This window comes from Falsiroseomonas algicola (genome assembly GCF_011040385.1).
GTDB classification, from domain to species: domain Bacteria; phylum Pseudomonadota; class Alphaproteobacteria; order Acetobacterales; family Acetobacteraceae; genus Falsiroseomonas; species Falsiroseomonas algicola.
The window spans coordinates 415,735-440,716 of sequence record NZ_JAAIKB010000003.1 but is presented as its reverse complement, the minus strand read 5'-3'; the positions used below and the strand labels follow the sequence as shown (position 1 = coordinate 440,716).

General features: G+C 71.2%; 22 protein-coding genes. 12 read left to right on the top strand and 10 right to left on the bottom strand.

Annotated elements, in window-relative coordinates:
* The first annotated feature begins 9 nt into the window (after nt 1–9).
* The 5 genes from G3576_RS10670 to G3576_RS10650 are packed head-to-tail and all read left to right on the top strand — an operon-like array spanning nt 10 to nt 5,420.
* Entirely contained in the window at nt 10–1,758 is a 1,749-nt protein-coding gene (locus G3576_RS10670) for a type I secretion system permease/ATPase (RefSeq protein ID WP_235951727.1), read from the top strand.
* Entirely contained in the window at nt 1,755–3,161 is a 1,407-nt protein-coding gene (locus G3576_RS10665; protein WP_235951725.1) for an HlyD family type I secretion periplasmic adaptor subunit, read from the top strand. The genes G3576_RS10670 and G3576_RS10665 overlap by 4 nt, the downstream gene beginning before the upstream one ends.
* Nucleotides 3,162–3,186: 25 nt before the next feature.
* Nucleotides 3,187–3,495: a hypothetical protein gene (locus G3576_RS10660; RefSeq protein ID WP_164694363.1), complete on the top strand. Its 309-nt coding sequence runs from the start codon at nt 3,187–3,189 to the stop codon at nt 3,493–3,495.
* 9 nt (nt 3,496–3,504) lie between these two features.
* Nucleotides 3,505–4,512 carry a glycosyltransferase family 2 protein gene (locus tag G3576_RS10655; protein WP_164694362.1) on the top strand — a complete coding sequence of 336 codons (1,008 nt, stop codon included), beginning with the start codon at nt 3,505–3,507 and terminating at the stop codon, nt 4,510–4,512.
* 2 nt (nt 4,513–4,514) lie between these two features.
* Entirely contained in the window at nt 4,515–5,420 is a 906-nt protein-coding gene (locus tag G3576_RS10650; protein ID WP_164694361.1) for a cellulase family glycosylhydrolase, read from the top strand.
* On the opposite strand, the gene G3576_RS10645 is transcribed toward G3576_RS10650, so the two are convergent.
* Nucleotides 5,403–6,461, bottom strand: coding sequence for an acyltransferase family protein (locus G3576_RS10645; protein ID WP_164694360.1), 1,059 nt, complete (start codon nt 6,459–6,461; stop codon nt 5,403–5,405). The genes G3576_RS10650 and G3576_RS10645 overlap by 18 nt on opposite strands.
* 76 nt (nt 6,462–6,537) lie before the next feature.
* Between G3576_RS10645 and G3576_RS10640 the strand changes: the two genes are divergently transcribed.
* Both G3576_RS10640 and G3576_RS10635 read left to right on the top strand, forming a co-directional pair.
* Nucleotides 6,538–7,902 (top strand): O-antigen ligase family protein, encoded by a 1,365-nt coding sequence (locus tag G3576_RS10640; protein WP_164694359.1) that lies wholly within the window; start codon nt 6,538–6,540, stop codon nt 7,900–7,902.
* A complete protein-coding gene (locus tag G3576_RS10635) occupies nt 7,899–8,945 on the top strand; it encodes an acyltransferase family protein (protein WP_164694358.1) in 1,047 nt (348 codons plus the stop codon). The genes G3576_RS10640 and G3576_RS10635 overlap by 4 nt, the downstream gene beginning before the upstream one ends.
* Nucleotides 8,946–8,967: 22 nt before the next feature.
* On the opposite strand, the gene G3576_RS10630 is transcribed toward G3576_RS10635, so the two are convergent.
* The 3 genes from G3576_RS10630 to G3576_RS10620 form a co-directional block, all read right to left on the bottom strand.
* Nucleotides 8,968–9,105 (bottom strand): hypothetical protein, encoded by a 138-nt coding sequence (locus G3576_RS10630; protein ID WP_164694357.1) that lies wholly within the window; start codon nt 9,103–9,105, stop codon nt 8,968–8,970.
* Nucleotides 9,106–9,305: 200 nt separating this feature from the next.
* The gene (gene galE, locus G3576_RS10625) at nt 9,306–10,307 is read right to left on the bottom strand and encodes a UDP-glucose 4-epimerase GalE (protein WP_164694356.1); all 1,002 of its coding nucleotides are present in this window, start codon (nt 10,305–10,307) and stop codon (nt 9,306–9,308) included.
* A 4-nt stretch (nt 10,308–10,311) separates the two neighbouring features.
* Complete coding sequence (locus G3576_RS10620) at nt 10,312–12,579, bottom strand: polysaccharide biosynthesis tyrosine autokinase (protein WP_164694355.1); 2,268 nt, start codon at nt 12,577–12,579, stop codon at nt 10,312–10,314.
* A 191-nt stretch (nt 12,580–12,770) separates the two neighbouring features.
* Here G3576_RS10620 and G3576_RS10615 point away from each other — a divergent pair, with 191 nt between their 5' ends.
* The 4 genes from G3576_RS10615 to G3576_RS10600 all read left to right on the top strand — a co-directional run bounded on the left by G3576_RS10615 (nt 12,771) and on the right by G3576_RS10600 (nt 16,022).
* Nucleotides 12,771–13,343 (top strand): polysaccharide biosynthesis/export family protein, encoded by a 573-nt coding sequence (locus G3576_RS10615; protein ID WP_164694354.1) that lies wholly within the window; start codon nt 12,771–12,773, stop codon nt 13,341–13,343.
* Between the two features lie 35 nt (nt 13,344–13,378).
* Complete coding sequence (mepA, locus tag G3576_RS10610; RefSeq protein ID WP_164694353.1) at nt 13,379–14,188, top strand: penicillin-insensitive murein endopeptidase; 810 nt, start codon at nt 13,379–13,381, stop codon at nt 14,186–14,188.
* Between the two features lie 165 nt (nt 14,189–14,353).
* A complete protein-coding gene (locus G3576_RS10605; RefSeq protein ID WP_164694352.1) occupies nt 14,354–15,163 on the top strand; it encodes an ABC transporter ATP-binding protein in 810 nt (269 codons plus the stop codon).
* Nucleotides 15,153–16,022 carry an ABC transporter permease gene (locus tag G3576_RS10600; protein WP_407926111.1) on the top strand — a complete coding sequence of 290 codons (870 nt, stop codon included), beginning with the start codon at nt 15,153–15,155 and terminating at the stop codon, nt 16,020–16,022. Before G3576_RS10605 ends, G3576_RS10600 begins: the two co-directional genes overlap by 11 nt.
* Before the next feature lie 44 nt (nt 16,023–16,066).
* Here G3576_RS10600 and G3576_RS10595 read toward each other — a convergent pair whose 3' ends face one another.
* The 5 genes from G3576_RS10595 to G3576_RS10575 all read right to left on the bottom strand — a co-directional run bounded on the left by G3576_RS10595 (nt 16,067) and on the right by G3576_RS10575 (nt 22,212).
* The gene (locus G3576_RS10595; protein ID WP_164694351.1) at nt 16,067–17,995 is read right to left on the bottom strand and encodes a tetratricopeptide repeat protein; all 1,929 of its coding nucleotides are present in this window, start codon (nt 17,993–17,995) and stop codon (nt 16,067–16,069) included.
* Between the two features lie 41 nt (nt 17,996–18,036).
* On the bottom strand, nt 18,037–18,906 hold the full coding sequence (locus G3576_RS10590) for a Hint domain-containing protein (RefSeq protein WP_164694350.1): 870 nt from the start codon (nt 18,904–18,906) through the stop codon (nt 18,037–18,039).
* Between the two features lie 132 nt (nt 18,907–19,038).
* Nucleotides 19,039–20,001: a Hint domain-containing protein gene (locus G3576_RS32285; RefSeq protein WP_164694349.1), complete on the bottom strand. Its 963-nt coding sequence runs from the start codon at nt 19,999–20,001 to the stop codon at nt 19,039–19,041.
* Nucleotides 20,002–20,228: 227 nt separating this feature from the next.
* Entirely contained in the window at nt 20,229–21,140 is a 912-nt protein-coding gene (locus G3576_RS10580; protein WP_164694348.1) for a Hint domain-containing protein, read from the bottom strand.
* A gap of 181 nt (nt 21,141–21,321) precedes the next feature.
* The gene (locus tag G3576_RS10575; RefSeq protein ID WP_164694347.1) at nt 21,322–22,212 is read right to left on the bottom strand and encodes a Hint domain-containing protein; all 891 of its coding nucleotides are present in this window, start codon (nt 22,210–22,212) and stop codon (nt 21,322–21,324) included.
* Nucleotides 22,213–22,409: 197 nt separating this feature from the next.
* Between G3576_RS10575 and G3576_RS10570 the strand changes: the two genes are divergently transcribed.
* Nucleotides 22,410–23,879 (top strand): hypothetical protein, encoded by a 1,470-nt coding sequence (locus G3576_RS10570; protein ID WP_164694346.1) that lies wholly within the window; start codon nt 22,410–22,412, stop codon nt 23,877–23,879.
* 16 nt (nt 23,880–23,895) lie between these two features.
* On the opposite strand, the gene G3576_RS10565 is transcribed toward G3576_RS10570, so the two are convergent.
* Nucleotides 23,896–24,930, bottom strand: coding sequence for a polyprenyl synthetase family protein (locus G3576_RS10565; RefSeq protein ID WP_456237334.1), 1,035 nt, complete (start codon nt 24,928–24,930; stop codon nt 23,896–23,898).
* Between the last annotated feature and the right edge of the window lie 52 nt (nt 24,931–24,982).

The window sequence follows — 24,982 nt, the reverse complement described above, 5'->3', positions numbered from 1 at the left end:
CTGAGGCCCATGCCCCTGGTTCCCGGCCAGCCGGAACGCATGCCGGAGACGGTGCTGTCCCGCGCCATCGCCGCCGGCCGGTCGCAGCTGGTCGCGGTCGGCCTGTTCAGTGGCGTGGTGAACCTGCTGCAGCTGACCGTCTCGCTCTACATGATGCAGGTCTTCGACCGCGTCCTGTCCACCCGCAGCATCGATACGCTCTACTACCTCACGGCCATCGCCGTCTTCGCGCTGCTGGTGATGGCGGTGCTGGACGGGCTGCGCGGCCAGGTGATGCAGCGCCTGGCCACCTGGATCGAGGGCAAGGCGGCGCCGGAGGCCTTCCTCCGCGCCATCGAAAGCCAGCTCCGCGGCCGCCCCTACCGGATGGAGGCGCTGCGCGACCTCGCGGTCTGCCGCGGCTGGCTCGGCTCCCCTGCCTCCCTCACCGTCTTCGACGTGCCCTGGGTGCCGATCTACCTGGCGGTGATCTTCGCGCTCCATCCCTCGCTCGGCTGGATCGCGCTGGGCGGCGCGGTGCTGCTCTTCGCACTGACCCTCGCGAATGAATGGGCGACCGGCGCGCTGCTGCGGCAGGCCAGCACCGCCGCCATGGCCAGCCAGCGCCGCGCCGAAAGCATGGTCCGCAACGCGGAGGTGATCGACAGCATGGGCATGGCGCCCGCCGTGCTGCAACGCTGGCGCGAAGGCCTCTCCGCCTCCGTCCCCCCGCAGGAGAAGGCGGCCGATCGAGCCGCCATGCTGCTCTCCGTCACCCGTTTCTGCCGCCTCGCCGTCCAGGTCGCGGTGCTCGGCTTCGGCGCCTGGCTGACGCTGGAACAGCAGCTCACCTCCGGCGCCTCCATCGCCGCCTCCATCATCATGGGCCGGGCGCTGGCGCCCGTCGAACAGATGATCGGCGGCTGGAAGCAGCTGGTGCAGGCACGGCAATCCTATCGCCGCCTGCTCGGCTTCCTTGCCCTGCCGCGCATCCGCCCGCCGGGCATCGCCCTGCCCGAGCCCACCGGCAGGGTGGCGGCGGAACGCGTGACCTTCGGCTTCCCGGGCCAGCCCGTCGCCATCATCAAGGGCATCTCCTTCGCCCTCTCGGCGGGCGAGAGCCTGGCCATCATCGGCCCCTCCGCCGCCGGCAAGACCACGCTGATCCGCCTGCTCATCGGCACGCTCCAGCCCTCAGCCGGCACCGTCCGGCTCGACGGCGCCGATGTCTTCACCTGGCAGCGGGAGGATTTCGGCCGCTATGTCGGCTACCTGCCCCAGGACGTCGAACTCTTCGACGGCAGCGTCATGAAGAACATCGGCCGCATGCGGGAGGCCGACCCGGAGATGGTGTTCGAGGCCGCGAAGCTCGCCGGCTGCCATGAGATGATCCTGCGCCTGCCCCAGGGCTACGACACGGAGATCGGCGATGGCGGCCAGCACCTCTCGGGCGGCCAGCGGCAGCTGATTGGCCTGGCCCGCGCCATGTTCGGCAATCCGCGCTTCGTCGTGCTGGACGAACCCAACAGCAACCTCGACGGCGATGCCGAACAGGCCCTGATCCGGGGGCTGGAGGCGCTGAAGGCCCGCGGCACCACCGTCATCCTCGTCTCCCACCGGCCGACGCTGGTGCAGGGCGTGGACAAGGTGCTGCTGCTGCGCGATGGCGCGGCGGAAGCCTTCGGCCCGCGGGCGGAGGTGCTGAAGCGCCTGGTCCAGCAGGCCAGGCCGCAGGAGATCACCCAGCCGCCCGCCGGGCGGGCGGAGGGCGCACGATGAGCCAGGCCACACCCCCGATGGGCTCCCTCCCGCTCGGCCAGGTTCCGGTCGTGCGCCGGTCGGCCGATGCGCCGCCCGCCCTCTGGTCCCCGCCGGAGACCCCGCTGCCGATCGATGCGCCGAAGCCGCGCACCGCCGCGCCGGTGATGATCGGCTACGTCATCACGCTGGTCTTCGTGCTGGGCTTCGGCGCCTGGGCCGCCCTCACGCCGCTGGCGGAGGCCGCCATCGCCCCCGGCCTGCTGAAGGTGGAGGGCACGCGCCGCACCGTGCAGCATTTCGAAGGCGGCATCGTGCGGGAGATCCTGGTGCGGGACGGCGATACCGTCCGCCGCGGCCAGGTCCTCATGCGGCTCGACCAGCCGCAGGCGGCGCAGCAGACGGAAACCCTGCGCGCCCAGCGCTGGGCCATGCTGGCGCAGGATGCGCGCCTTGCCGCCGAACTCGCCGGCGCGCGGGACATCGCCTTCCCCGCCGAGCTCACCGGCGCCAACGCGATCCGCGCGCAGGAATACGTGACCGGCCAGCGCACCCTGTTCCAGGCCCGCACCCTGTCGCTGGAAAGCCAGCTCCAGGTGCTGCGGGCGCGGATCGACCAGCACAACGCCACCATCGCCTCCGCGGAAGGCCAGATGGACGCGCAGCGCCGCATGCTGGTGCTGCTGCGGGCGGAGGAGACGAATACCGCCCAGCTGCTCCGCCAGGGCCTGGCGCGGCTGCCGCAGCTGCTCGCCCTGCAGCGGCAGGTCGCCTCGGTCGAAGGCAACATCACCGACATCACCAACCAGATGGTCCGCTCCCGCGCCCAGATCGCGGAAGCCGAGCGCGACATCCAGCGCGTCATCGACCAGCGCATGCAGGAAACCTCCACCGAGCAGCGCGACGTCCGCGTGCGCCTCGCGGAGGCCGAGGAAAGGCTGCGCGCGGCGGAGGATGTCTCCACGCGGCTCGAGATCATGGCCCCCGATGCCGGCACGGTGCTCAACCTCCGCGTCTTCACCATCGGCGCCGTCATCCGCCCCGGTGACCCGGTGCTGGATCTGGTGCCGGAGAATGAGCGCATCATCGCGGAAGTGAATGTCCAGCCGAACGACATCGACGTGGTCCATACCGGCCTGCAGGCGGAAATCCGGCTGCCCGCCTTCAAGCAGCGCCTGGTGCCCTACCTGCACGGGCATGTGACCTTCGTGGCGCCCGACGTCACGCAGGATGAGCGCCGCGGCACAGCCTATTACCGCGTCCAGGTGCAGATCGACGAATCCCAGCTCGCGGCGCTGGATGGCGTGCAGCTCCGCGCCGGCATGATGGTGGAAGCGCAGATCCAGACCGGCAGCCGGTCCTTCGCGCGCTACCTCCTCCAGCCCGTCTTCGACAGCTTCCACCGCGCCTTCCGCGAACAGTGATCCCCTTACCGACAGGAATCCCCTCATGACCGCTCTTCCCACCGTCTTCGGCGATGGCGTGATCGACGTGCATGTCGCCAGCGGCGTCGCCCGCATCACGCTCGGCGCGCAGACCGGTGCCTCCGCCGCCGCGGGCGGCGAGCCGAAGCCCGTGCCTTCCGCGCTTCTTGTCGTGCCGGTCCTGCAACTCCCGAACCTCGCGCGCGTCCTGGTCGAAGTGACCAAGCAGATCGAGGCCCGCGCGAAGGAAGCCATGGCTGCGCAGCAGAAGCCCGCGGAACAGCCGCAGGCCGGCGGCGACCAGGTGGCAGGAGCCTTCCGCTTCAACGGATGAGGAGCCAGGGTGGCTGACGGATTTATCGCGGGTTTCGAACCCCCAGCCCTGAGCGTCATCATCTGCACCCATGCCAGGCCGGCCTATCTGGAGGCCTGCCTGGAGGGCCTGTCCCGGCAGCAGGGAGTGCGCCTGCTGCGCGACACCCACGCGCTGATCGGCGACCCCTGCCCCGATCCCCCATCCGCCCTGCCGGCGCTGGAGGTGGTGGTGGTGGACAGCGCCTCCCCGCACGCTGCCCAGGCCTCCATCGCACGCCTTGCCGCCGCCTCCGGCGCCAGGCTGGTGCGCACCTCGACGCCCGGCCTCTCTCTCGCCCGCAACCTCGGCCTCAAGGCCGCCTCCGCCGCCTGGACCGCTTGGCTCGATGACGATGCGGTGCCGGAGCCCGACTGGGCGCAGCGCCTGCTGGCCGCGATCGAAACCCTGCCGGATGAGGCCGTCGCCATCGGCGGCCGCATCCTGCCGGAATGGGAGGCCCCCCTGCCCGCCTGGTGGCCCGACAGCCTGCGGGGCGTGCTGACGATCGTCGAATGGGATGGCCAGGGCGAGGCGACCGGCGGTGCCGCGCTGCCCGGCGGTGCCGCCATCTACGGCGCCAACATGGCCTTCCGCCGCGACGCGCTGCGCGCCGTGGGCGGCTTCCCCGAGGATCTCGGCCGCGTCGGCGACCGCCTGCTGTCCGGGGAGGAGGAGGAGGTGCTGATGCGCCTCGAATCCCGCGGCGGGCGCGTCTTCTACGACGGCAGCGTCACCGTGCGGCACAGCATCCAGGCCGGCCGCCTGCGCCCAGCCTGGCTCGTCTCCCGCCTGCATTGGCAGGGCGCCACCGATGCGCTGCGGGACCGCCGGCGTGGCTGGCCGAAGCGCGCCCCTGGCGCGGCCGCGAAGCTGGTCGTTCAGGCGCCGCTGCTGGCGTGGCCGAGCCGTTCCGCCACCCTGGTCCGCGCCCGCTGCGGCGCCGCCTACAATCTCGGCTATCTCCGCGGCACGCTCTCGGGCCGGCAGGATACGTGACCATGCCGACCCGGCGCACCGTGCTGGCCGCGGGCCTGGCGGCATCCCCTGCGGCGCAGGCCGCGGCCGCCACGCTGCGCGATTCCCTGCCGGACCTCCGCCTCGGCGCCAATCTCGAGCGCTGGTTCCCGATCGCCGCCAGCCAGCGCCCGCGGCGCCTCGGCCGCGCCTGGTGGCAGGACCTCCGCGCCGCCGGCTTCGACCATGCGCGGCTGTTCATCCCTCGCGATGCCGGCGCCGGCGAGGAGGTGCCGCGCCTCTTCCTCCAGGCCATAGAGGATGCGAAGGCGGCCGGATTGCCCATCCTGCTCGGCCTCTCGGACCTCTATGAGCCCTGGGCGCCCTGGGACGAGGCCGCCTGGCGCGTCATGCAGGCCCGCGCGCGCCTCTTCGGCACGGCGACGGACCCTGCGCAGGTCGTGCTCGGCCCGCTCAACGAACCCGCCTTCGACGATGCCGCCGCCTGGACGCCGGTCCGTGACCGCCTCCTGGCCGCCGCGCGCGCCGCCGCGCCCCGCCATGCGCTGGTGTGGGGCGGCCATGAATGGTGTTCCTGGCGCTCCCTGCTCCGCCAGGCGCCGCCCGCGGACCCGCTGACCATCGCGGAGGTGCATGACTACGAAGGCGGTGCCGCCCCCTGGGTGGCGGAGCGCTTCGGTGCCGTCGCGGCCTGGCGCGACCGCCACCGCACCCCCGTCATCGTCGCGGAACTCGGCGGCGCCCTGCCGCATGCCGAGGATGAGGCCGCCTGGGCGCGGGACCTCTCGGTCGCGCTGCCGGTCCTGCGTCGCCTGAACCTGCCTGTCACGCTCTGGGCCGTGACCCATGGCGGACATTGGCGGCTGCAGGAGGGGGAGGCCCCCCGCCCGCGCCCCCGCCTCGCCCAGGCGCTACGCGGCGCCCGCTGACCGCCCGCGGCCGAACCACCGCGCCGCCGGCACCTCGATGACGCGCCAGGCGATCCAGCCTGCGATGAAGGTCGCACCGAGCCCGCCCACCATCAGCAGCAGTCGCCCGGCCAGGCCCGGCTGCACGATGCGCAGCACCAGCACCAGCACGGCCTCCACGAAGACGAAGGTGAGGTAGACGCCGAAGGAGGCCTCGCCAAGCCGATGGAGAATCCCACCCTCATCGCTTCCCTCCGCCAGCGCGGCGCGCACCACCAGGGCTGCAAGCCCCAGGACAACCACCGCATCGATGTTCAGCCACAGCCCGATCGGCACCAGCGCGATGCCGGCCGTTGCGAGGCCGCGCGGTATCACCCCGGCCTGCACCAGCCGTGCCAGCGCCATGCCGGCGATGAATTCCAGGAAGAAGCGCGGCAAGCCCAGATGCAGCGTGTGGTTCAGCTGCAGCAGCGGATCGACGGCGCCAAGGGCGAAGAGGCCGACCGCGGCGACGACCAACAGCAGCAGCAGCACGCCGGCCGGCGCCGCCACCATGCCCGCCAGCAGGGTCGGGAAGGCGATGTAGCCCGCCAGGATCACCGACAGCGCCCAGGACGGGTAGTTCCAGGCATGCTGCGACGTCGTCTCCCAGCCATGCAGCAGCAGCGCCTGCAGCACGAATTCCCGCACCCCGAAGCGTTCCGGCGCATTCACGGCGAACCCTGCCGCCATCGCCGCCAGCACCAGCGCCAGCAGCGCCACCAGCATCACCCAGTGCAGCGGCAGCACGCGCACCAGCCGGCCGCGCATGAAGCCCACCCACCCCGCGAATCCCGCGGGTGGACGATGCGCATAGCCCAGGACCAGCGCGAATCCCGACAGAAGGAAGAAGCCATCGACGCCAAGGTATCCCTTCAGCGCCACGCCCTCCATGAAGCCCAGCCCGCGCAGCGCGCGGAGCGGCAGTTCCAGGTGGTAGACCAGCACCCAGCCGATCAGCAGCACGCGCAGACGCGTCAGCGCCGGGCGGCGCTGCGCCGCCTGCTTGTCATTCGCACCCATGCGTTATCCCGGCTGGAAGATTGACACCGAAAGCTGATTGGGAACGGGTCCCGTTCGCGTGCGATAACGCAATAACATGCGCACCGTTCCAGCCTCGCTCCTCGCCCTCCTCCTCGCCATCGTCGCAGCGCTGGCGCTGCTGGCGCTCGCGATCATCGAACCGCAGCTGGCGCTGGCCGTGATGCCGGCCGCCGTCGCGCTGATGGTGGCACTCCTGTTCTATGAGGCACCGCTGCTCGCCGTCGGCCTGCTCGTCGTCGTCTACGGGCTCGCCGTCGATGTGCAGCTGGACCTGATGGCGACGGGCGGCGCGGCGGCGCTCGGCAGCGCCGTGGTGAAGCTGGTGCCCTTCGCCATCGCCGCCATGCTCTGCCTGCGCTACGGCTTCTCCTCCGCCATCAACTGGCCCTTCCTCGCCTTCGCCGTCGTCGCCATGGTCAGCATCGTCGTGCTGCCGATGGGCCGCGTCTCCTCCAACGGGGAGATGGTGCGTAGCTTCATCGGCTCCACCGCACCCTTCGTGCTCGCCTTCGCCGCGGCGCCGCGGCGGGTCTGGTCCAGCTTCTGCAAGGGCATCGTCTTCATTCCCCTGCTGAGCGCCGCCGCCGGCTTCCTGGCCTGGCCGACCGGGCTGCAATCGCCCTTCGACGCCAATTGGCGCTTCCAGGGCATGCATTCGCCGCCCTTCCTCGCGGGCTTCGCCGTCACCGCCGTCTTCGCCGCCACGCTGGAGTATCTCCGGACCTCCCGCATGCACTGGTTGCTGCTGACGGGCGCGGCGCTCGCGGTGCTGCTGGCGACCCAGGCGCGCGCGCCGCTGATCGCCGTCATGCTCTTCCTCGGCATCGTCTTCCTGCTGGCGGATCGCCGCGTGCTGCCGCTGAAGCGCAAGGTGGACCTGGTGATGGGCGGCATGCTGCCCGGCGCCATCCTGCTCGGCCCCGTCGCCATCTTCGCGGCCGACCGCTTCCTCGGCGGCGATGACGTCAACCTCTCCGGCCGCGACGTCATCTGGCCCTACTTCCTCGACGCGATCGAGCAGCGCCCGCTCTTCGGCTATGGCCTGGGCGCCGGCAAGCTGATCGTGGACCCCGAGGATCCGCGCATCCGCCTCATCCGCTCCAACGCCGCGCACAACGAATACCTCCGCCTCTCCGTCGATGCCGGCATCATCGGCTGCGCGCTGATCTTCCTCTCGCTCCTCGCCTGGGTCTGGGCCGGCACGCGGCGCGCAGCGCCTGCGGATCGCCTGGTGCTGCGCGCCGCCATCGTGGGCGCCCTGCTACACAGCGCCTTCGACAACACGCTGATCGCCAGCACCGCCGTGGCCCAGTTCACCTGGTTCGCCGCCGCGCTCGCCCGAGCAAGGCTCGAACAGCGGGAGAGCGTCTCCGCCGGGCTGATGCGTGAAGACCTCGCCCGGCGGCTGCGCGCGGCATGAGCACGACGGCCGCCGCGCTGCCCGCCTTCATCGCCACCAGCCCCGCGCGCCCGTCGCGCGAGCGGCGCCTCGACCTCGATCGCGCCAAGGGCGTCGCGATCCTGATCGTCGTCTTCGGCCACATCGTCGCCGGCGCACCGCCGCCCGGCGCCGAGTGGTGGGACCTGCTGCGGACGGCGATCTACGCCTTCCACATGCCCTTCTTCCTGTATCTGTCGGGCACCGTCTTCGGGCTGATGGGCACGCAGCGCACGCCGCTGTCGGGCATGCCGGCCCTGGCGGCCAAGCGCGCGGCGCGCCTGCTGCCTCCCTTCTTCCTCTTCGGCCTGCTGATCCTGTTCGGCAAGCTCGCCACCGAGCACTTCGTCCATGTCGACAACCGGCCGGACGGGCTGCTGGGCGGGTTGCGGGACCTGCTCTTCACCACGGCCCGCAGCCCCGCGACCTCGGTCTGGTATCTCTGGGTCCTCTTCGTCTGCTCCATCGCCGCGCCGCCGATCTGGCGCCGCATCGGCGCGCCGGGCCTGGTGCTGATCGGCCTGCTGCTGCTGGCGCTGGACCCGCCCTCCATTCTCTATGCCGACCGGCTGGCGCGCCATGCCGTCTTCTTCGCCATCGGAATCTGGGCGGCGGAGCGGGAGGCGCTGCTCCTGCCCCTCTTCACCCGCTACCTGGCCCTTTGGTGGCTGGCCTTCGTCGCGGCGCTGCTCGCGACCGTCTTCGGCCCACTCTCCGGCGACCTGTCGCTTCTGGTCTGCGGCCTGCTCTCCATCCCCGCGCTGCACGGGCTGATGCGCGTGGCGCCGGTGACGCGCTGGCAGTGGCCGCTGGTGCTCGGCCAGGCGAGCATGGTGATCTACCTCTTCAACACCATCGCCATCGGCGTCGCCAAGGCCGCGCTGATCCTGGCCGGCATCGGCTGGACCGCGGCCGGCTTCTGGATCCACATCCCCGTGCTGACGGCCGCCGGCGTGATCCTGCCGATGCTCGGCAAGCGCCTGGTGCTGCGCCACATCCCGGTGCTGGACCGCATGACGAGCTGACTTGAGCGGGAAGGCAATGCCTTCATCGCAACGTCTCGACGCTGACGAGCCTGAGGTCGCCGTCGAACGGTCCGAGGTTGGCGCCGATAAGGTCCGAGACCTCGTCCATCAGGTTGAGCCCTGCGGAGTCGTAGTCGTTCTCGACCACGATCCGCAGCATCCCATCTCGGAAACAGCAGCCAACGAGATGCTCATGCGGATAGCCGCGCCGAAACGCCGCGGCTATATCCAGTGCCGCCTGGGCCCCTGCCGGAGCAGGGATACCGGCGCAGTCGATCGTGATTCGATACAGGCCGCCGGCCAGCCTATCGCCGCTCAGCCAGCACCGACCACGAAAAAGGGCGCCCGAAGGCCCCCTGTTCACGCCGCCCGCTGCGCCCCCGCATAGCCCTTGGGGTGCTTCACCCGCCAATCCCAGGCGGTCTTCACGATCTCATCCAGCCCCGGGAAGCGCGGGCTCCAGCCCGTCTCCGCCCGCAGCTTGGCGGAGGACGCGACCAGCGTCGCCGGGTCACCCTCCCGCCGCGGCCCCAGCACGTGCGGCACCTTGCGGCCGCCGACGCGCTCCACCGCCTCGATCACCTGCCTGACCGAATAGCCCGTGCCGTTGCCGAGGTTGAATCGGACGGACCGCTCCTCCAGCAGCGGCAGTGCGCGCAGATGCGCATCCGCGAGGTCCGTGACATGCACGTAGTCCCGCACGCCCGTGCCATCCGGCGTGTCGTAATCCGTGCCGAAGACCGTCAGCGGCGGCCGCATGCCGAGCGCCGCATCGATCGCCAGCGGGATCAGGTGGCTCTCCGGCTCATGATCCTCCCCCGCGCGTCCCTCGGGATCGGCGCCGGCGGCGTTGAAGTAGCGGAGCGACGCGAAGCGCAGCCCGTGGATCCTCTCCGCCCAGTCCAGCGCCCGCTCGCACATCAGCTTGCTTTCGCCGTAGGGCGATACGGGGCCCAGCCGCTGCTCCTCATCGATCGGGATCCGCTCCGGGAAGCCGAACAGCGCGGCGGTGGAGGACATGACGAATTTCCGGCAGCCATGCGCCACGGCGGCGTCCGCCACGGCGGAGAGCGTCGCCAGGTTCTCCGCCATGTAGCGCAGCGGCATCCTCATGCTGTCGCCCACCAGCGACAGCGCGGCGAAGTGCAGCACGGCATCGAAGCGTTCGCCGCCGAAGGCCTCCGCCAGCGCCTTCGGGTCCTCGCAGCGCCCATCCACCAGGCGGACCCGGCTTGGCACGGCCTCCCGGTGGCCCTTGGAGAAGTCGTCGAGGACGACGACCTCATCCCCCCGGTCGAGCAGGGCCAGAACCGTGTGGCTGCCCACATATCCGGCACCGCCGGTGACGAGATAGCGACCCAACGCCCTACTCCCTGAAGTAGCCGCTGTAGCGGGGATGATAGACCTCGCTGTCGGCGTAGCCCGACCGTCGATGCGACTTCGCGTCCACCTGTGTCAATGCCGCGCCGACGATGCGGGCCTTGGCATCTTCCAGAAGGGCGAGCGAATTGCGCACGACGGAACGCGGCGTGTCGCGCCATTTCACGCAAAGCAATGTGGCATCGGCAAGACGGGCCACGACCCGCGCATCCGCCATGGCCAGCGCCGGCGGCGCGTCCAGGATCACCAGGTCATAGTCCCGCCGCACCCGCTCCAGCAGCGATGCCATCGCCTCCGACATGAACAGCCCCAGGGAATGGATCTCCGCGGCGCCGGCCGTGACGTAGTCGAGGCCCGTCAGGTGGTCGCGCCGGACGATATCCTCGTAGCGCGCCTGGCCCAGCAGCAGCTCCGTCACCCCCGCCGCCGTCTCCGCCCGGAACGCCTTGCCGATGGAGGGCTGGCGGATGTCGCAATCCACCAGCAGCACCTTCTCCCCGTTCATGGCCGCCGACCGCGCCAGCGCGATGGAGGTGGTGGTCTTGCCCTCGCCCGGCCGCGCCGCGGTGATCACGACCACCTTGGGCGGGTCGGAGCCCAGCCACAGCGCCGCGCGCAGGTTGCGCATGCTTTCGGAGAAGGGGCTGAGCGGCTTGCGGGCGACGTAGTCCTCCACGCGGTTCCGGCCCAGGATGCCGCGCCGCAGCATGGGCACCAGCGCCACGCAGGGCAGGCCGAGCGAGGCCCGCACATCGTCGCCGGTGCGGATGGTGCTGTCCGCCTGCTCCAGGAACCACACCAGCAGCAACCCGAACAGCGCGCCCAGCGCCGCCGCCGCCGCCACGAAGAGCGTCGGCTTGGGGAAGGAGGGGATGCCCGGCACCGTCGCCGGCGACAGGATGCGCGCATCCGGCTTCTCGATCGCCGTCTGGCTGACCGTGGACTGGCTGCGTTCCAGCACCGCGCGCAGCAGGCTCCGCGCCGCTTCCGTCTCGCGCTCCAGCGCGTTCAGGCGGATCTCGGCGCCCTGGGTGCGGGACATCCGCTCCTCCTGCTGCGCCAGGCTCTGCTCCAGGCTGCCGACGCGGGCGCGGGCGGCCCGGACCTCGGCATCCAGCGCCTGCACCACGCGACTCGTTTCGCCGCCCACCGCCCGCTCGGCGGCCGCCAGGCGGGACGCCGCGGCACGCACATCCGGGTGGCCGCTGCCGAGCGTCGCCGCCAGCCGGTCCAGCTCCCGCCGCGCCTCGTCACGCGCCTGGCGCTGGGCGACAAGGTTGGCGGACCCCAGCGCCGCCATGTCGGCGCCACCGCCACCGCCCCGCGCCGCGCTGAACCGGGCTTCCGCCGTCGCCAGCTGGTTGCGCGCCTCCACCAGGTCCTGGGTGATGCGGCTGATCTGTTCCGTGCCCAGACCCGCGGTCACGCCGCGCGTCAGGCCGGAGGTGCTGCGCAGCTCGGCGATCTGGCTCTCGTTCCGCTGCACTTCCGCGCGCAGTTGCGCGATGCGGCCATCGAGCCAGTCATTGGCGCGGCGCACGGCGGTGAACTTCGCTTCCAGCTGGTCGGCGATGTAGAGCTCCGCCGCCAGGTTCGCCGCCGCGGCCGCCAGCTGCGGGTCTTCCGAGGTGAAGCGGATCTGCAGCACGCGGCTGTTGCGCACCACCTGCACCTCCAGCCTGCCCTGCACGAATTCCGCCGCCTGGATCTGCGCGATCTCGCCGGTCGGCACGGACGCGATCGGGCGCGGCGCGATCATCTCGGCCAGGTCAGGCAGGATCGGCTCCACCCAGCCGGCCATGGCGCTGCGCACCCGGAAGGGAATGGTCTCCGCCCTCTCCCGGTCCTGCAGCCACCAGGCGAATTCGCGCCGTTCCGTCAGGTTGAAGCGTTCGACGATCCGCCGGGAGACCGAGAGGGAGCGCACGATCTCCACCTGGCTCGCCAGCACGGCGTCCGTCGTGCTCTCGTCCCGCAGGATGCTCTGCAATTCGCGCGCCGCGTATTCCGTCGGCTCGAACATCGCCGTGGTGCTGGCGGTGTAGCGGGGGGTGATGTTCTTCGCCGCCACCAGCGCCAGCAGGGGGAACAGCACGATGCAGGCGATCAGCACCCAGCGTCGCCGGCGCAGCGCGCCCAGCAGCGCCGTGATGTTGAGCCCCTCCGGTTCGATCGGCGCGGCCGGCGGCGCCGCGCGCGGCGGGGCGCGGCGGTCCGCGGGCAGGCGTTGGTCGGTGACCGGTCTGTCGAGCATCGGCGTGGAACTCCCCCGGCGGCGCCCGAGTTGCCTGCAACACGCAGGTCGCGCCGCGCTGCACAAACCGGCCCGCCCCGCATCGGTTCCGCGCCCGCACAAACAAGCCCGTGATGACCCGCCTGCGGAAGGAAACGCGAAGGCGGGTCGCGCGTCCCTCCGCCCGACTACCCAAGAAGAGGACCGCTGCCATGACGTCTCGCCGTCTCGCCCTCCTGCTGCCGCTGCTGCCCGCCCTCGGCGTCGCCGCCTGCGCCAATCCGGGGCTCGACCTGCCGCCGCTGCCCGATGCCAGCCGCAGCGCCTATCGCCTGGGCCCGGAGGACCAGCTGCGCGTGACGGTGTTCAATGACCCGCGCCTGACCGGCGAATTCCGCGTCACCGATGCCGGCACCATCGCCCTTCCCCTGATCGGCGCCATCCAGGCCGCCGGCCGCACCACGGCGGAGGTGGAGCGCGCCGTGGAGCAGTCCATGCGGGAGAAGAACCTGTTCCGCGACCCCTCCGCGGCGGTGGAGGTCATGACCTACCGGCCCGTCTTCGTGCTCGGCCAGGTTGAGCGCGGCGGCCAGTTTCCCTATCAACCCGGCATGACGACGCTCACCGCCGTCGCCGTCGCCGGCGGCTTCAACTACCGCGCGCTGCGCGACTATGTCTCCGTCACCCGCGTGACGGAGGAAGGCCGCGCGCAGGAATTCCGCGCCAGCCGCCAGGCCCTGCTGCAGCCCGGCGACGTGGTGACGGTGTTCGAGAGGCGGTTCTGAGACCCACCCTCCGTTTCCTCGCCCTGGCCGCCTTCATGGCGGGCGGGGCGCAGGCCGCGGAGGGCCCCCTGCCCCGGGCCGCGGACTGGGCCGCCCTGGCGCGCCCGGTGCTGGGTCCGGCGCGGTCCATCGGCACCACCAATCTCGGCTGCATCGCCGGCGCCGTGGCCTTGCCGCCCGAAGGCCCGGGCTGGCAGGCCATCCGCACCAGCCGCAACCGGCATTGGGGCCACCCCGCCACCATTGCCCTGGTTGCGCATGTCGCGGGCCAGGCGCGCCAGGCGGGCCTGCCCGATCTCTGGATCGGCGACCTCTCCCAACCCCGGGGCGGACCGATGCCCTGGGGGCATGCCAGCCACCAGAGTGGCCTCGACGCCGATATCTGGCTCGACCTCCGCCCGAAGCCCCGCGTCCCGGCCTTGCAGCGGGAGGAGTTGTCCATCCCTTCCCTGGTCCTGCCCGACGAATCGGCCGTGGACCCGTCCCGCTGGACGCCGCGGCACGCGACCCTGATCCGCATCGCGGCGGAGGCGCCGGGCCTCGACCGCCTGCTGGTCAACCCCGCCATCAAGCGCCGCCTCTGCGCCGACCACCGCGGCGAGCCCTGGCTGCGGCGCGTCCGGCCCTGGCGGGGCCATGACAGCCATATGCATCTTCGGCTCCGCTGCCCCGCCGACAGCCCGGAATGCCGGGACATCGCGCCGCCGCCGCCGGGCGATGGCTGCGACGCCACGCTCGATTGGTGGTTCACCCCCGAATCCCGCCAGCGCCCGCCGCCCCCGTCGCGCCCCGCGCCGCCGCCCCGGATGCCGCTGGCCTGCGCCACCCTGCTGACGGCGCCCTGATCGCCTGTTTTCTGGGCAATTTGCCCACCTCAGGGCATTAACCCGTGTCCACGCTGCGCCGCAACAGGCATCGCGCCCTCGCGCCCGCTTGCGCCGGCGGCCCCCCCTGTCGCACACACGATCCCGTATGCGCCCACCCAGCGGGCGCTTCAGCCGGGGGGTTCGATGGAGCGACCATTCGTCGAGATCAGTGGCGTCGCCATGCGCTACGGCGGCGTGGAGGGGACGCTGGCGTTGCAGAACGCCACGCTCGAGGTCGCGAAGGGCGAGTTCATCGCGGTCGTCGGCCCCTCGGGCTGCGGCAAGTCGACGCTGATGCGCCTCGTCACCGGCCTCTGGCCCGCCACCGCCGGCAATGTCGTGGTCGCGGGGCAGGAGGTCGATGGCCCCCTCAGCATCGCCGGCATGGCCTTCCAGAACCCGACCCTGCTGCCCTGGCGCAACATCATCGACAACGTGATGCTGCCGCTGGAGGTGGTGGAGCCCCACCGCCGCCAGCTCCGCAGCCAGCGCGCGATGTATGAGGCCCGGGCGCAGGACCTGCTGAAGCTCGTCGGCCTCGGCGGCTTCGACAAGAAGTTCCCCCACCAGCTCTCGGGCGGGATGCAGCAGCGCGCCAGCCTGTGCCGCGCGCTGATCCACGAACCCGCTCTGCTGATGCTGGACGAGCCCTTCGCCGCGCTCGACATCTTCACGCGGGAGGATCTCTGGGCCGTGCTGCAGGATGTCTGGATCGCCCGCCGCCCGACCGTGATCCTCGTCACGCACGACCTGCGCGAAGCCGCCTTCCTCGCCGACCGCGTGCTGGTCATGTCGTCGCGCCCCGGCCGCATCATCGCGGAACGCCAGGTGGACCTGCCGCGGCCGCGCAACCTGGATACCACTTACACCCCCGAATTCGTCTCCCTCGTGCACGACCTGCGCGAGCACATCAGCGCCGCCCGCAAGGGGGAGGAGGTCGCCAGTGGCCACTAAGCAAGCCGTCGGCGACGGCTCCATGTCGCCGGAGGCGCTGCGACGCCTCGAAGCCCTGGCCGCCGCCGCGCGCCGCCGCCGGCGCCTGCAGGCCTGGCTGCCCTGGCTGGTCATCATCGGCATGTTCGTGATCTGGGAAGTCGCCGTGAAGGCCTTCCAGGTGCAGCAATTCGTGCTGCCCGCGCCGACCGACATCGCCGCCAGCATGATCAAGTGGTGGAAGCCGCTGCTGGACAATTCCTGGCAGACGCTCATGACGACGCTGATCGGCTTCGGCCTCGCCATCGTCTTCGGCCTGCTGCTCGGCATCGCCATCGGCAGCTCGACCCTGCTCTATCACGGGCTCTATCCGCTGCTGATCGGCTTCAACTCCGTCCCCAAGGTGGCGGTGGTGCCGATCCTGGTCATCTGGTTCGGCATCGGCACCGTGCCCGCCGTCATCACCGCCTTCCTGATCAGCTTCTTCCCCATCGTCGTGAACGTCGCGACCGGCATCGCGACGGTGGAGCCGGAATTGCGGGACGTGCTGCGCGCGCTCGGCGCCAAGCCCACCGACATCATCCGCAAGGTCGGCCTGCCGCGCGCGATGCCCTACTTCTTCGCCTCGCTGAAGATCGCCATCACCGTCGCCTTCGTGGGATCGATCATCGCGGAGACCGTCGCCGCCAACAAAGGCATCGGCCACCTCATGATCCTCGCCTCCTCCCGCTTCGACGTGCCGCTGGTCTTCGCGGGGCTGATGGTCACGGCCGTGATGGGTGTCGCGATGTATGTCGCCGCCGTCGCGATCGAGAACCGCACCACCGGCTGGGCCATGCGCGGCCAGACGGACCAGCAGCAGGCGCTCGCCGGCGTCTGAACGCGGCGCGGCGCCATCCCGCCCGGGATGGCGCCGGCCGCGCCCTACATCTCCGCTTCCCAGCCTGCGATGGCGGGCTGCCAGGGCGAATGCCGGGTCGGCCGAAGATGGCGGCCGATGCGGCCCGGATCGTGGATGACGACGTCCCGCCCGCCGCCCGTCTCCGCCAGCCACCGCGCGACATGGCGCGCAAGCAGCCCGCCGCCGGTCGTCAACCAGGCCGATTCCCGCGCGCCGCCGATCACCTCCTGGCAGGCTTCCTCCAACGCCGCCCGCAGTGCGGCATGGCCGGGCGATGCCGCCAGGAAGGCCGTGCCGATCCCGCCCAGCCCATCCCGGGCCAGCACCAGGCCCGCGCCGGGCGGCAGCAGCGGATCCAGCGGCGCGATGCAGAGCAGCCCCGGATCGACCCAGACCCCGCCGCGCAGCACCAGCACGCCCAGCCGCAGCAGGTCCCGCACCACGGCGCCCGCCGGCGCCAGGCGCAGTGCCTGCGCCAGCAGCGGCATCGTGGAGGCCGCCTCCGCCATCAGGCCCCGGGTCGGCCAGGCCTCCACCGCCATGGCGGGATGGGCGGCGTCAAGCCGGGACGCCAGGAACGCCGCGGCCGGACCCGTTTCCTCGGCGCCGTGCAGGCAGGGCGGGATCAGGCGGACACCGCCCTTATCGTCCCCGGCGTCCGGCGCCGGCCAGTGCCGCAACAGCGCCAGGGCCGGCGCGGTCTCGCCCGGCTCCTGCCGCATCATCTCCACCGCCACCGCCAGCGCCCGGCCCGGCATGCCCTCCTCCGCCAGCGCCAGCATCGCCGTCGTCGCGGGGTTCAGCCGCATGTCGTTGACCAGATGGCCCACGGCATTGTTGCGAGCCGTCCGGCGGCTCAGCGCGCCACTCGCCTCCAGCCGTCGAAGCCGGGACCACGCGGCCTCCGCCCGGAAAGACAGCGCCAGCGCCTGCGCCTGCCGCCACAGGGCCCAGGCGTCATCGGGACGGCGCGCCAGGATCGCCGCCGCATGGGATGCCGCCAGGGCGTGCCGCCCGCGCCGCAGCGCCACCAGCACGGCGCCCCGCAGCGCGAGGTCACCATCCGCCGGCAGCGTGTCCAGGACCGCCTCCGCCGCCCGCACCTGGCCCTGCTCCAGCAGCGCCTCGACCAGGTCGCCGCGGATCGCGTCCCGGCCGGCGGGCGCCTCGGCCAGAAGGGCACGCAGGCCGTCGGCATCGCCGGCCAGGCGCAAGGCGCGCCGCCGCTGGTCCCGCAGCCCCGCATGGGTGGGCTCGATCGCCATGGCCCCGGCCAGCGCCGCGGCGGCCTCTGGCATGTCCCCCAGCGCCTCCGCCCGCAGGGCCGTCAGCCGGGGAAGATGCGGGAAGCCCGGATGCCGGCGCGCCAGCGCCGCGATCTCCTCCCCCGCGCGCGCGACATCGCCCACTGCCAGCAACGCGTAGCTCCGCTCCGCCGTCGCCTGGGGCAGGTCGGCGGGCAGGTTCTCCAGCGCCGTGACGGCCTCCGCGGGTCGGCGCGCGGCGCGCAGGCTGCGGGCGAAGCGGATGCGCAGCTGCGTGTCGCCGGGGCTGGCCCGGCAGGCGATGGCGAAGGCTTCCGCTGCGCCCGCGTGGTCCCCGGCAGCCTCCATCAAGCCGGCGCGTTGCGCGGCGATGCGCCCGTCCTCCGGATGGCGCCCGGCAAGGTCCACCAGCAGCGCCGAAGCCTCGCCTCCCCGCTTCAGCGCCCGCAGCAACGCCACGCATTCCAGGCCGAGATCGGCATCCCGCGCATGCCCCGGCGGGGCCTCGCGCAGCAGCGCCAGCGCGGTTTCCGGTGCCCGCTGCCGCAGCGCCTGCGCCACGGCGATTCGCAGCGCGATGTCGGTTGCGTGCTCGGCCAGCGCGGCTCGCAGCCGGGCCAAGGCCTCGGTGGCGTCGCAACCATCGACCAGCGCGGCGACAACCGCCGGCGCCGGCGCGCCGCGCAAGGATGGCGCTTCCCCCGCCCCCATACCGGAATGGCGCTGTCTCAGGCCGCCGCCTTCAGCCCATCCACTCCGACATGGCCGTCGATCCGTTCCGCCAGCCACGCCGGGAGTTGCCGCGGCGCCGTCACGCGCGGTGCCGGATGCTCGATCTTCCGATCCCCGCCAGGCGGCGGGACGTAGTCCGCATGGTTGTCGAAGCGCGCGCGGCCCTTCGCATCCATGAAGGTCTCCGCCGGCACGCCCTCCGCCAGGATGATGTCATGCGCCGCGGTTTCCACGTGATAGACCGTGAAGCGCGCGGCCAATTCGGCACGCGGGACGCGCGTGATGCTGGTCCCGTTCACCAGCGCCCCCGCATTCACCAGCACGCCGTCGAGCATCAGCGCGTGGTCGCCCGTCAGCACCAGGTCGCGCCGCGGCAGCCCATCGCCGAGCGCCCCGGCCGCGATGCGCACCAGGCTGCGCGCCTCAGGCAGGTTGAAGCGCGTCAGGGTCTGTCGCCCGAGAAACGTGACGGGCACCGCGCGCCGATCCGCCGTCAGCACGAGGTCACCAACCACCAGCGCTTCCACCGGCACCTCGCCCGATGGCGTCGCGATGGCGGTGCCGGCCGCGAAGCAGAAGATGAAGGCGTTGTCCGTGTCCACGGTGCCGGTGAACATGGCGGGGTAAGGGTCTTCGCTGGTCGTCGCCAGCCAGTAGCTGACGCCGTTGTAGGTGACGATATGCCCCTCGAAGCTCCCGACATAGGTTTCGCTATAGGTGCCGCCGATGAATTCCCCCGGATTCATCGCGCCATCTGCGTCGGTGAAGGTATTCTCTTCAGATACATAACTATTATAGATGGTAAATGTCTTATCGACCTCGTTGTAGTCGATCTGATAATAGCCAACCGTCGTGAAATCCGCCACCTGACTTTCTCCCTGCCACGTTTGTCAGACAATCGGAAAATTTTCTTTCTTTTATCGAAACAAACAGGATCCTGAGTATCCAGGCGTCCTGGAATTGTCAACGCATTCGGGAGGCGCCGTCGCGCCCCGCCATCAAGCCGCGGGCCTTTCCCGCTCCGGCGATGCCCGACGAGACACCCCTCCCGTGGCATCGCCTTCGCCCGCGACCGCGAAGCCCGGGCGCGCCCATGAGGTAGCGATGCGTGCCAGCAGTCGCGCGGGCACCTGCCGCGGCGCGGTCACGCGCGGCGCCGGATGCTCGATCTTCCGGTCCCCGCCAGGCGGCGGGACGTAGGCGGCATGGTTGTCGAAGCGCGCACGACCCTTCGCATCCATGTAGGTCTCCGCCGGCACGCCCTCCGCCAGGATGATGTCATGCGCTGCGGTCTCCACGTGATAGACCGTAAAGCGTGCGGGCAACTGGGCGCGCGGCACTCGCGTGATCGTCGTGCCGTTGACCAACGCACCTGCATTCACCAGCACGCCGTCGAGCATCAGCGCATGATCGCCCGTCAGCACCAGGTCGCGACGCGGCAGCCCCTCCCCCAGCACTCCCGCCGCGATGCGCACCAGACTGCGCGCTTCCGGCACGAAGATCGTCGCCAGCGTCTGCCGTCCGATGAAGATCGCCGGCACCGCGCGCCCATCCGCCGTCAGCACCAGGTCGCCGGGCTTCAGCGCCTCCACCGCCATCCCGCCCGATGGCGTCGCGATCGCCGTCCCGGCGGCGAAGCAGAAGATGAAGGGCGTCGTCGTATCCGCCGCGAAGGTGAATCCATCGAAATACGGGTCGACGCTCGTCGTCGACAGGTAATAGCTGCCATCCGAGACGACGAGATGGCCCTCGAAACTGCCGACATAAGTCTCATTGTACAGGCCGCCGATCGCTTCGCCTGGCGTCGCGACGCCATCGCTGTCGGTATAGGTATTCGCGGCTTCGTTGAACGCGCCAAGAATGGTGAATTGGTGGGTAACTGTATCGTATTGGAGATTATAGTATCCGGCAGTCGGAAAATCAGCCATCGTCTCGCTTTTCCAGTCGGTTGAGACCGTCACCGGCCCCCTCAACTACGGATATCATCACGACGTTATCCACATCATCCCACCGGATAATGAACACACGCATTCGTGAAAATGGGCAGTTCCGGTTGACCGGTCTGACTCCACGAAAGCGCTCTCCCGACCGCTGGGCCAGACGCGTCGCGCGACGCTGAGGCAGAGACTGCGGGAACGAAGTCACTTGGCACGACGCCGCACGGCGTGCCTTTTCTGCATCTCGATGATCAGGCTACCCGCCTCGACCGGTCATGCAGCGGAGAGCCAGTAACCAGGCACCGTAGCCGCGCCGGCAACTGCCGCGGCGCCGTCACGCGCGGCGCCGGATGCTCGATCCTCCTGTCCCCGCCAGGTGGCGGGACGTACTCCGCATGGTTGTCGAAGCGCTTGCGACCCCTCGCCTCCATGTAGGTCTCCGCCGGCACGCCCTCCGCCAGGATGATGTCATGCGCCGCCGTCTCCACGTGATAGACCGTGAAGCGCGAAGGCAGTGCCCCACGCGGCACCCGCGCGATCGTCGTGCCGTTCACCAGCGCGCCGGCGTTCACCAGCACGCCGTCGAGCATCAGCGCGTGGTCGCCCGTCAGCACCAGGTCGCGCCGCGGCAGCCCATCGCCGAGCGCCCCGGCAGCGACACGCACCAGGCTGCGCGCCTCCGGCACGAAGATCGCCGCCAGTGTCTGCCGCCCGATGAAGATCGCCGGCACCGCACGCCCGTCGGTCGTCATCACCAGGTCACCGGGCTTCAGCGCCTCCACCGCCACCTTGCCGGATGGCGTCGCGATCGCCGTCCCGGCGGCGAAGCAGAAGACGAAGGTCGACGTCGTGTCAGGGGTGATGGTCGCGCCGTCGGGGTAAGGGTCCTCCGACGGCGTGAAGAAGTAATAGTCATCGTCCAGGGCGACGACGACGTTGCCCTCATGGTTGCCCACATAGGTGAACTGAAAGCTGTATACCTCCTCCCATTCGCCGGTGATCCGATCCCCAGGCTGCAGGGCGCCATCCGCGTCGGAGAAGTCAACTGCGAGGTAGGAGAAGGTGCCCGCCGGGATGGTGAAGGAAGACCCAAGCCCGCTCGGTTGATTTCCGAGGTAGTAGTAGCCGGACGTGCTGAGGACGGCCACGATGAACTCCAGCATTCAGGGGTTGATGTCGGTCAGCCAGGGCGCATGCTGCAACCGTTGCGGCGGCACGACAACTCGGGCAGCGCCGTGCGGCTCAGCCTTCGAGTGTTTCTCGTTCCATGCGCCGTGCCGCTTGGCGTCGTGCTCGCCTGCCCTGGCGCGGCTTACCGCGGGCAGGCGCGCGATCGCCTGGGGGTCAGGCGGCGACGGTCGGGGGAGCCGGCGCATGACCGGCCAGGCGGGCCTGCACCGCCGCCGGCACCTGCCGCGGCGCCGTCACGCGCGGCGCCGGATGCTCGATCTTCCGATCCCCGCCAGGCGGCGGGACATACTCCGCATGGTTGTCGAAGCGCGCGCGACCCTTCGCATCCATGTAGGTCTCCGCCGGCACGCCCTCCGCCAGGATGATGTCATGCGCCGCGGTTTCCACATGATAGACCGTGAAGCGCGAAGGCAGTGCCCCACGCGGCACCCGCGCGATCGTCGTGCCGTTCACCAGCGCGCCGGCATTCACCAGCACGCCCTCCAGCAGCAGGGCGTGGTCGCCCGTCAGCACCAGGTCGCGCCGCGGCAGCCCCTCTCCCAGCGCGCCAGCGGCAATGCGCACCAGGCTGCGCGCCTCCGGCACGAAGATCGCTGACAGTGTCTGCCGTCCGATGAAGAGTGCCGGCACCGCGCGCCCATCCGCCGTCAGCACCAGGTCACCGGGCGCCAGCGCCTCCACCGGCACCTCGCCCGCGGGCGTCGCAATCGCGGTCCCGGCGGCGAAGCAGAAGATGAAGGGCGTCGTCTGGTCCACCACGGCGGTGATGCCCATGGGATAGGGATTCACCGTGGTCGTCGCGAGGAAGTAGCCGTCCTCCTCCGTGGCGACGACCCAATGGCCGTTGATGGAGCCGACATAGGTGTCGGTGAACGGCCCGAGGCCGTCATTCGGATCGCCGACCACCTGATCGCCGCCCACGACGCTGCCATTGTCGTCCGTGTAGGTGTAGGCGAAGGGGATCCAGGCCTCGGTGATGCGGAAGACGCCGGTCGCCGGGTTGAAGGTCCCGGGATACAAGCCGGCGATGTCGAATGTAGCCATGATCGTCCCCAACGACGGATCGGATGCAACCGGAAGGAGAGTTTTTCCCTGAACGCTGACCCGGAGAGTTACCATTGCGGTAACACCTGACAAGTCGTTTCGAAGGCCGGCGGACGGCGCTTCCGGGCCGCCCGCCTTCCGGTGCATTCTTGGCCCACCGGCGCGGAATCGGATCGCGCCCCCGGGAATCGCCACCGATGCGCCGCCTGGCCGCCGCCTCGCTCCTGCTCCTCCTCGGCCTGCAACCGGCCGTCGCGCAGCCCCGCACGCCCGCCTGCACCGCGCCCGCGGGGCCGCTGCAGGCCAGCATCTGCGGGGATGCCGCGCTGCGTGCCGCCGATGCGCGGCTGCGCGCCGCCGAACGCGCCGCCGCCGCCAGCACCGCCCGCCCCGCCACGCTGTCCACGCGCGCGGAGGCCTGGCAGCGCCGCCTCGAAGCCGGCGAGACCAACGCCACGCCGCCCCGCCCCTTCACCCGTGATGAACTGCTGGACGAATACCGGGAGCGCACCGCGCAGCTGGACGATCTGGTGCGCCAGGACCGCTCCATCCGACGGCTGGAGGTCCAGCGCTGCCCCGATGGCCGGCGCGACTGCCCGCCCAACCCCGTCTTCGCCCGCCCCGCCGCGCTGGAACGCAGCTGCCTCGGTACGGCACTCCGCAACTGCCGCGTCGGCGCCGCCGGCCTCGTCGCCAGCGAGGACCGCAACACCCGCATCCTCTGGCAGATCCAGCACGGATTCACGGACAGCGACGGGCTGCGCGCCGGCATCGTGCTGATGGCGGAAGCGCGCGGCGGCTGGCGCCTGGTCGGCTGGTCCTTCGAAGGCGTGACCTTCAACCCGCCGCATCTCGTCGAAAGCGACGCCGGCCTGCTGGTCCATGCGGAGGGCCGCACCGGCGGCTCCGGCAACGGCAATGCGGATCTCTTCTACCGCCTGACGCCGCAGGGCTGGTCCGAGCTGGAATCCGAAAGCTGGCGCGCAGCCCTCCCCGCCCGCCTGCCCGCGGGGCTCGGCGCCTGGCAGGGCGTGGAGTACGACGCGGAATCACTCTCCGCCCGCACGCCGCTCTGGCGGGAGCAGGACGGCAATTGCTGTCCCTCCGGCGGCACCGCGCGGATCGATTTCCGCCTCGAGGGCCGCTCCCTCGTCCTCGCCGCGGTCTCGCTCGATTCCGTGGCGCGGGCGCAGCAGCCGGCGGTCGAGACCTGCCCCGCGGAGCGCGCCACCTACCGCTTCGCCGGCGAGGGTGACTTCACCGCCGAACTCCGACGCGAAGGCCCACCCCCCGGCGCCGAATCCGATCTCGTGCTGCGGCTCCGCTCCGCCGCCTCATCCCGCGACTACTGGTTCCGCTTCACGCAATCCCAGGGCTACGGCACGCAATACGTCCTGCCCATCGCCGCCCCCTCCGCCAGCACGGCGGAGGACGGGCACAGCGACCTCGAGGTGGAGAACGACGCCCTCGGCCTGATGGCCTTCCATGGCGTCCAGGCGGACCTCTCCATCCTGGAAACACCGCCCCGCAGCGGCATGCCCGCGCCCCGCCACCTGTTCCTGCCCGGCATCGGCCAGGCCCTGTGGTACGGGCAGGTGCCCGGCGCGCCGAGCACGCCGCGCGAATCCCTCCGCCCCGGCTTCTGGACGCTGTCGGCCTGCCGGTAGCGCCCGGGCCGGAGCGCTACCGCGCCCGGGAAATGCAGAACTCCACGATGCCTTCCAGCGCGCGCCGCTCCACCCCATCCGGGAAGACCGCCAGCGCCTCCAGCGCCGCATTGCCATAGTCCCGCGCGCGGCCGACCGTGTCCGCGAAGGCCGCATGCGTCTCCATCAGCGCGATCGCGCGGGCCAGGTCATCCTCGCCCTGCTCCCGCTCCTCCAGCGTCCGGCGCCAGAAGGCGCGCTCCGCCTCGTCGCCGCGCTGGAAGGCCAGCAGCACCGGCAGGGTGATCTTGCCCTCGCGGAAATCATCGCCGACCGTCTTGCCCAGCGCCGCCTGGTTCGCGCTGTAGTCCAGCGCATCGTCGATCAGCTGGAACGCAACGCCGAGGTTGTGGCCATAGGCACGCAGCCCCTGCTGCTGCGCGGGCGAACAGGCGGCGACGATCGCCCCCACCTCCGTCGCCGCGGCGAACAGCGCCGCCGTCTTGCCCTCGATCACCGCGAGGTACTGCTCCTCGGTCGTCGCGGTGTCGTTCTGCGTGATCAGCTGCAGCACCTCGCCCTCCGCGATCGTCGCGGAAGCCTCGGACAGGATGCGCAGCACCTCGAGCGACCCATCCTCCACCATCACCTGGAAGGCGCGGGCGAAGAGGAAATCGCCGACCAGCACGCTGGGCTTGTTGCCGAACAGCGCATTGGCACTCGCCTGGCCGCGGCGCAGCGCGCTTTCATCCACCACGTCGTCATGCAGCAGCGTCGCGGTGTGGATGAACTCCACGCAGGCCGCCAGCGCGACATGCCGCTGCCCGTCGCGATACCCCGCGAGCTTCGCCGCCGCCAGGGTCAGCAGCGGCCGCAGGCGCTTGCCGCCCGCCGCCACGATATGCGCCGCCAGCTGCGGGATCAGCGCCACCGGGCTCTGCATCCGCTCCACGATCAGCCGGTTGCAGGCCTCGAGGTCATCGCGCACCAGCGCGGTCAGCGCCGCAAGCGCGTCCTCTCCGCGGACGGTGTCCGAAGCTGCTTGCGTACCCGGCGCGACGGACAAATCCACGCGATCTTGACCTCGGTTGCGTCGCGCGCAACTTAGCCACCACCCCCGGGGC

What these genes read in the sequence shown, in the direction of transcription:
- G3576_RS10635 (WP_164694358.1), top strand. Translation starts at nt 7,899, where the DNA reads ATGAGCACGACGGCCGCCGCGCTGCCCGCCTTCATCGCCACCAGCCCC.
- G3576_RS10660 (WP_164694363.1), top strand. Translation starts at nt 3,187, where the DNA reads ATGACCGCTCTTCCCACCGTCTTCGGCGATGGCGTGATCGACGTGCAT.
- G3576_RS10645 (WP_164694360.1), bottom strand. Translation starts at nt 6,461, where the DNA reads ATGGGTGCGAATGACAAGCAGGCGGCGCAGCGCCGCCCGGCGCTGACG.
- G3576_RS10640 (WP_164694359.1), top strand. Translation starts at nt 6,538, where the DNA reads ATGCGCACCGTTCCAGCCTCGCTCCTCGCCCTCCTCCTCGCCATCGTC.
- G3576_RS10580 (WP_164694348.1), bottom strand. Translation starts at nt 21,140, where the DNA reads ATGCTGGAGTTCATCGTGGCCGTCCTCAGCACGTCCGGCTACTACTAC.
- mepA (WP_164694353.1), top strand. Translation starts at nt 13,379, where the DNA reads ATGGCGGGCGGGGCGCAGGCCGCGGAGGGCCCCCTGCCCCGGGCCGCG.
- G3576_RS10620 (WP_164694355.1), bottom strand. Translation starts at nt 12,579, where the DNA reads ATGCTCGACAGACCGGTCACCGACCAACGCCTGCCCGCGGACCGCCGC.
- G3576_RS10665 (WP_235951725.1), top strand. Translation starts at nt 1,755, where the DNA reads ATGAGCCAGGCCACACCCCCGATGGGCTCCCTCCCGCTCGGCCAGGTT.
- G3576_RS10615 (WP_164694354.1), top strand. Translation starts at nt 12,771, where the DNA reads ATGACGTCTCGCCGTCTCGCCCTCCTGCTGCCGCTGCTGCCCGCCCTC.
- G3576_RS10570 (WP_164694346.1), top strand. Translation starts at nt 22,410, where the DNA reads ATGCGCCGCCTGGCCGCCGCCTCGCTCCTGCTCCTCCTCGGCCTGCAA.
- G3576_RS10605 (WP_164694352.1), top strand. Translation starts at nt 14,354, where the DNA reads ATGGAGCGACCATTCGTCGAGATCAGTGGCGTCGCCATGCGCTACGGC.
- G3576_RS10575 (WP_164694347.1), bottom strand. Translation starts at nt 22,212, where the DNA reads ATGGCTACATTCGACATCGCCGGCTTGTATCCCGGGACCTTCAACCCG.
- G3576_RS10630 (WP_164694357.1), bottom strand. Translation starts at nt 9,105, where the DNA reads ATGCTGCGGATCGTGGTCGAGAACGACTACGACTCCGCAGGGCTCAAC.
- G3576_RS10670 (WP_235951727.1), top strand. Translation starts at nt 10, where the DNA reads ATGCCCCTGGTTCCCGGCCAGCCGGAACGCATGCCGGAGACGGTGCTG.
- G3576_RS10650 (WP_164694361.1), top strand. Translation starts at nt 4,515, where the DNA reads ATGCCGACCCGGCGCACCGTGCTGGCCGCGGGCCTGGCGGCATCCCCT.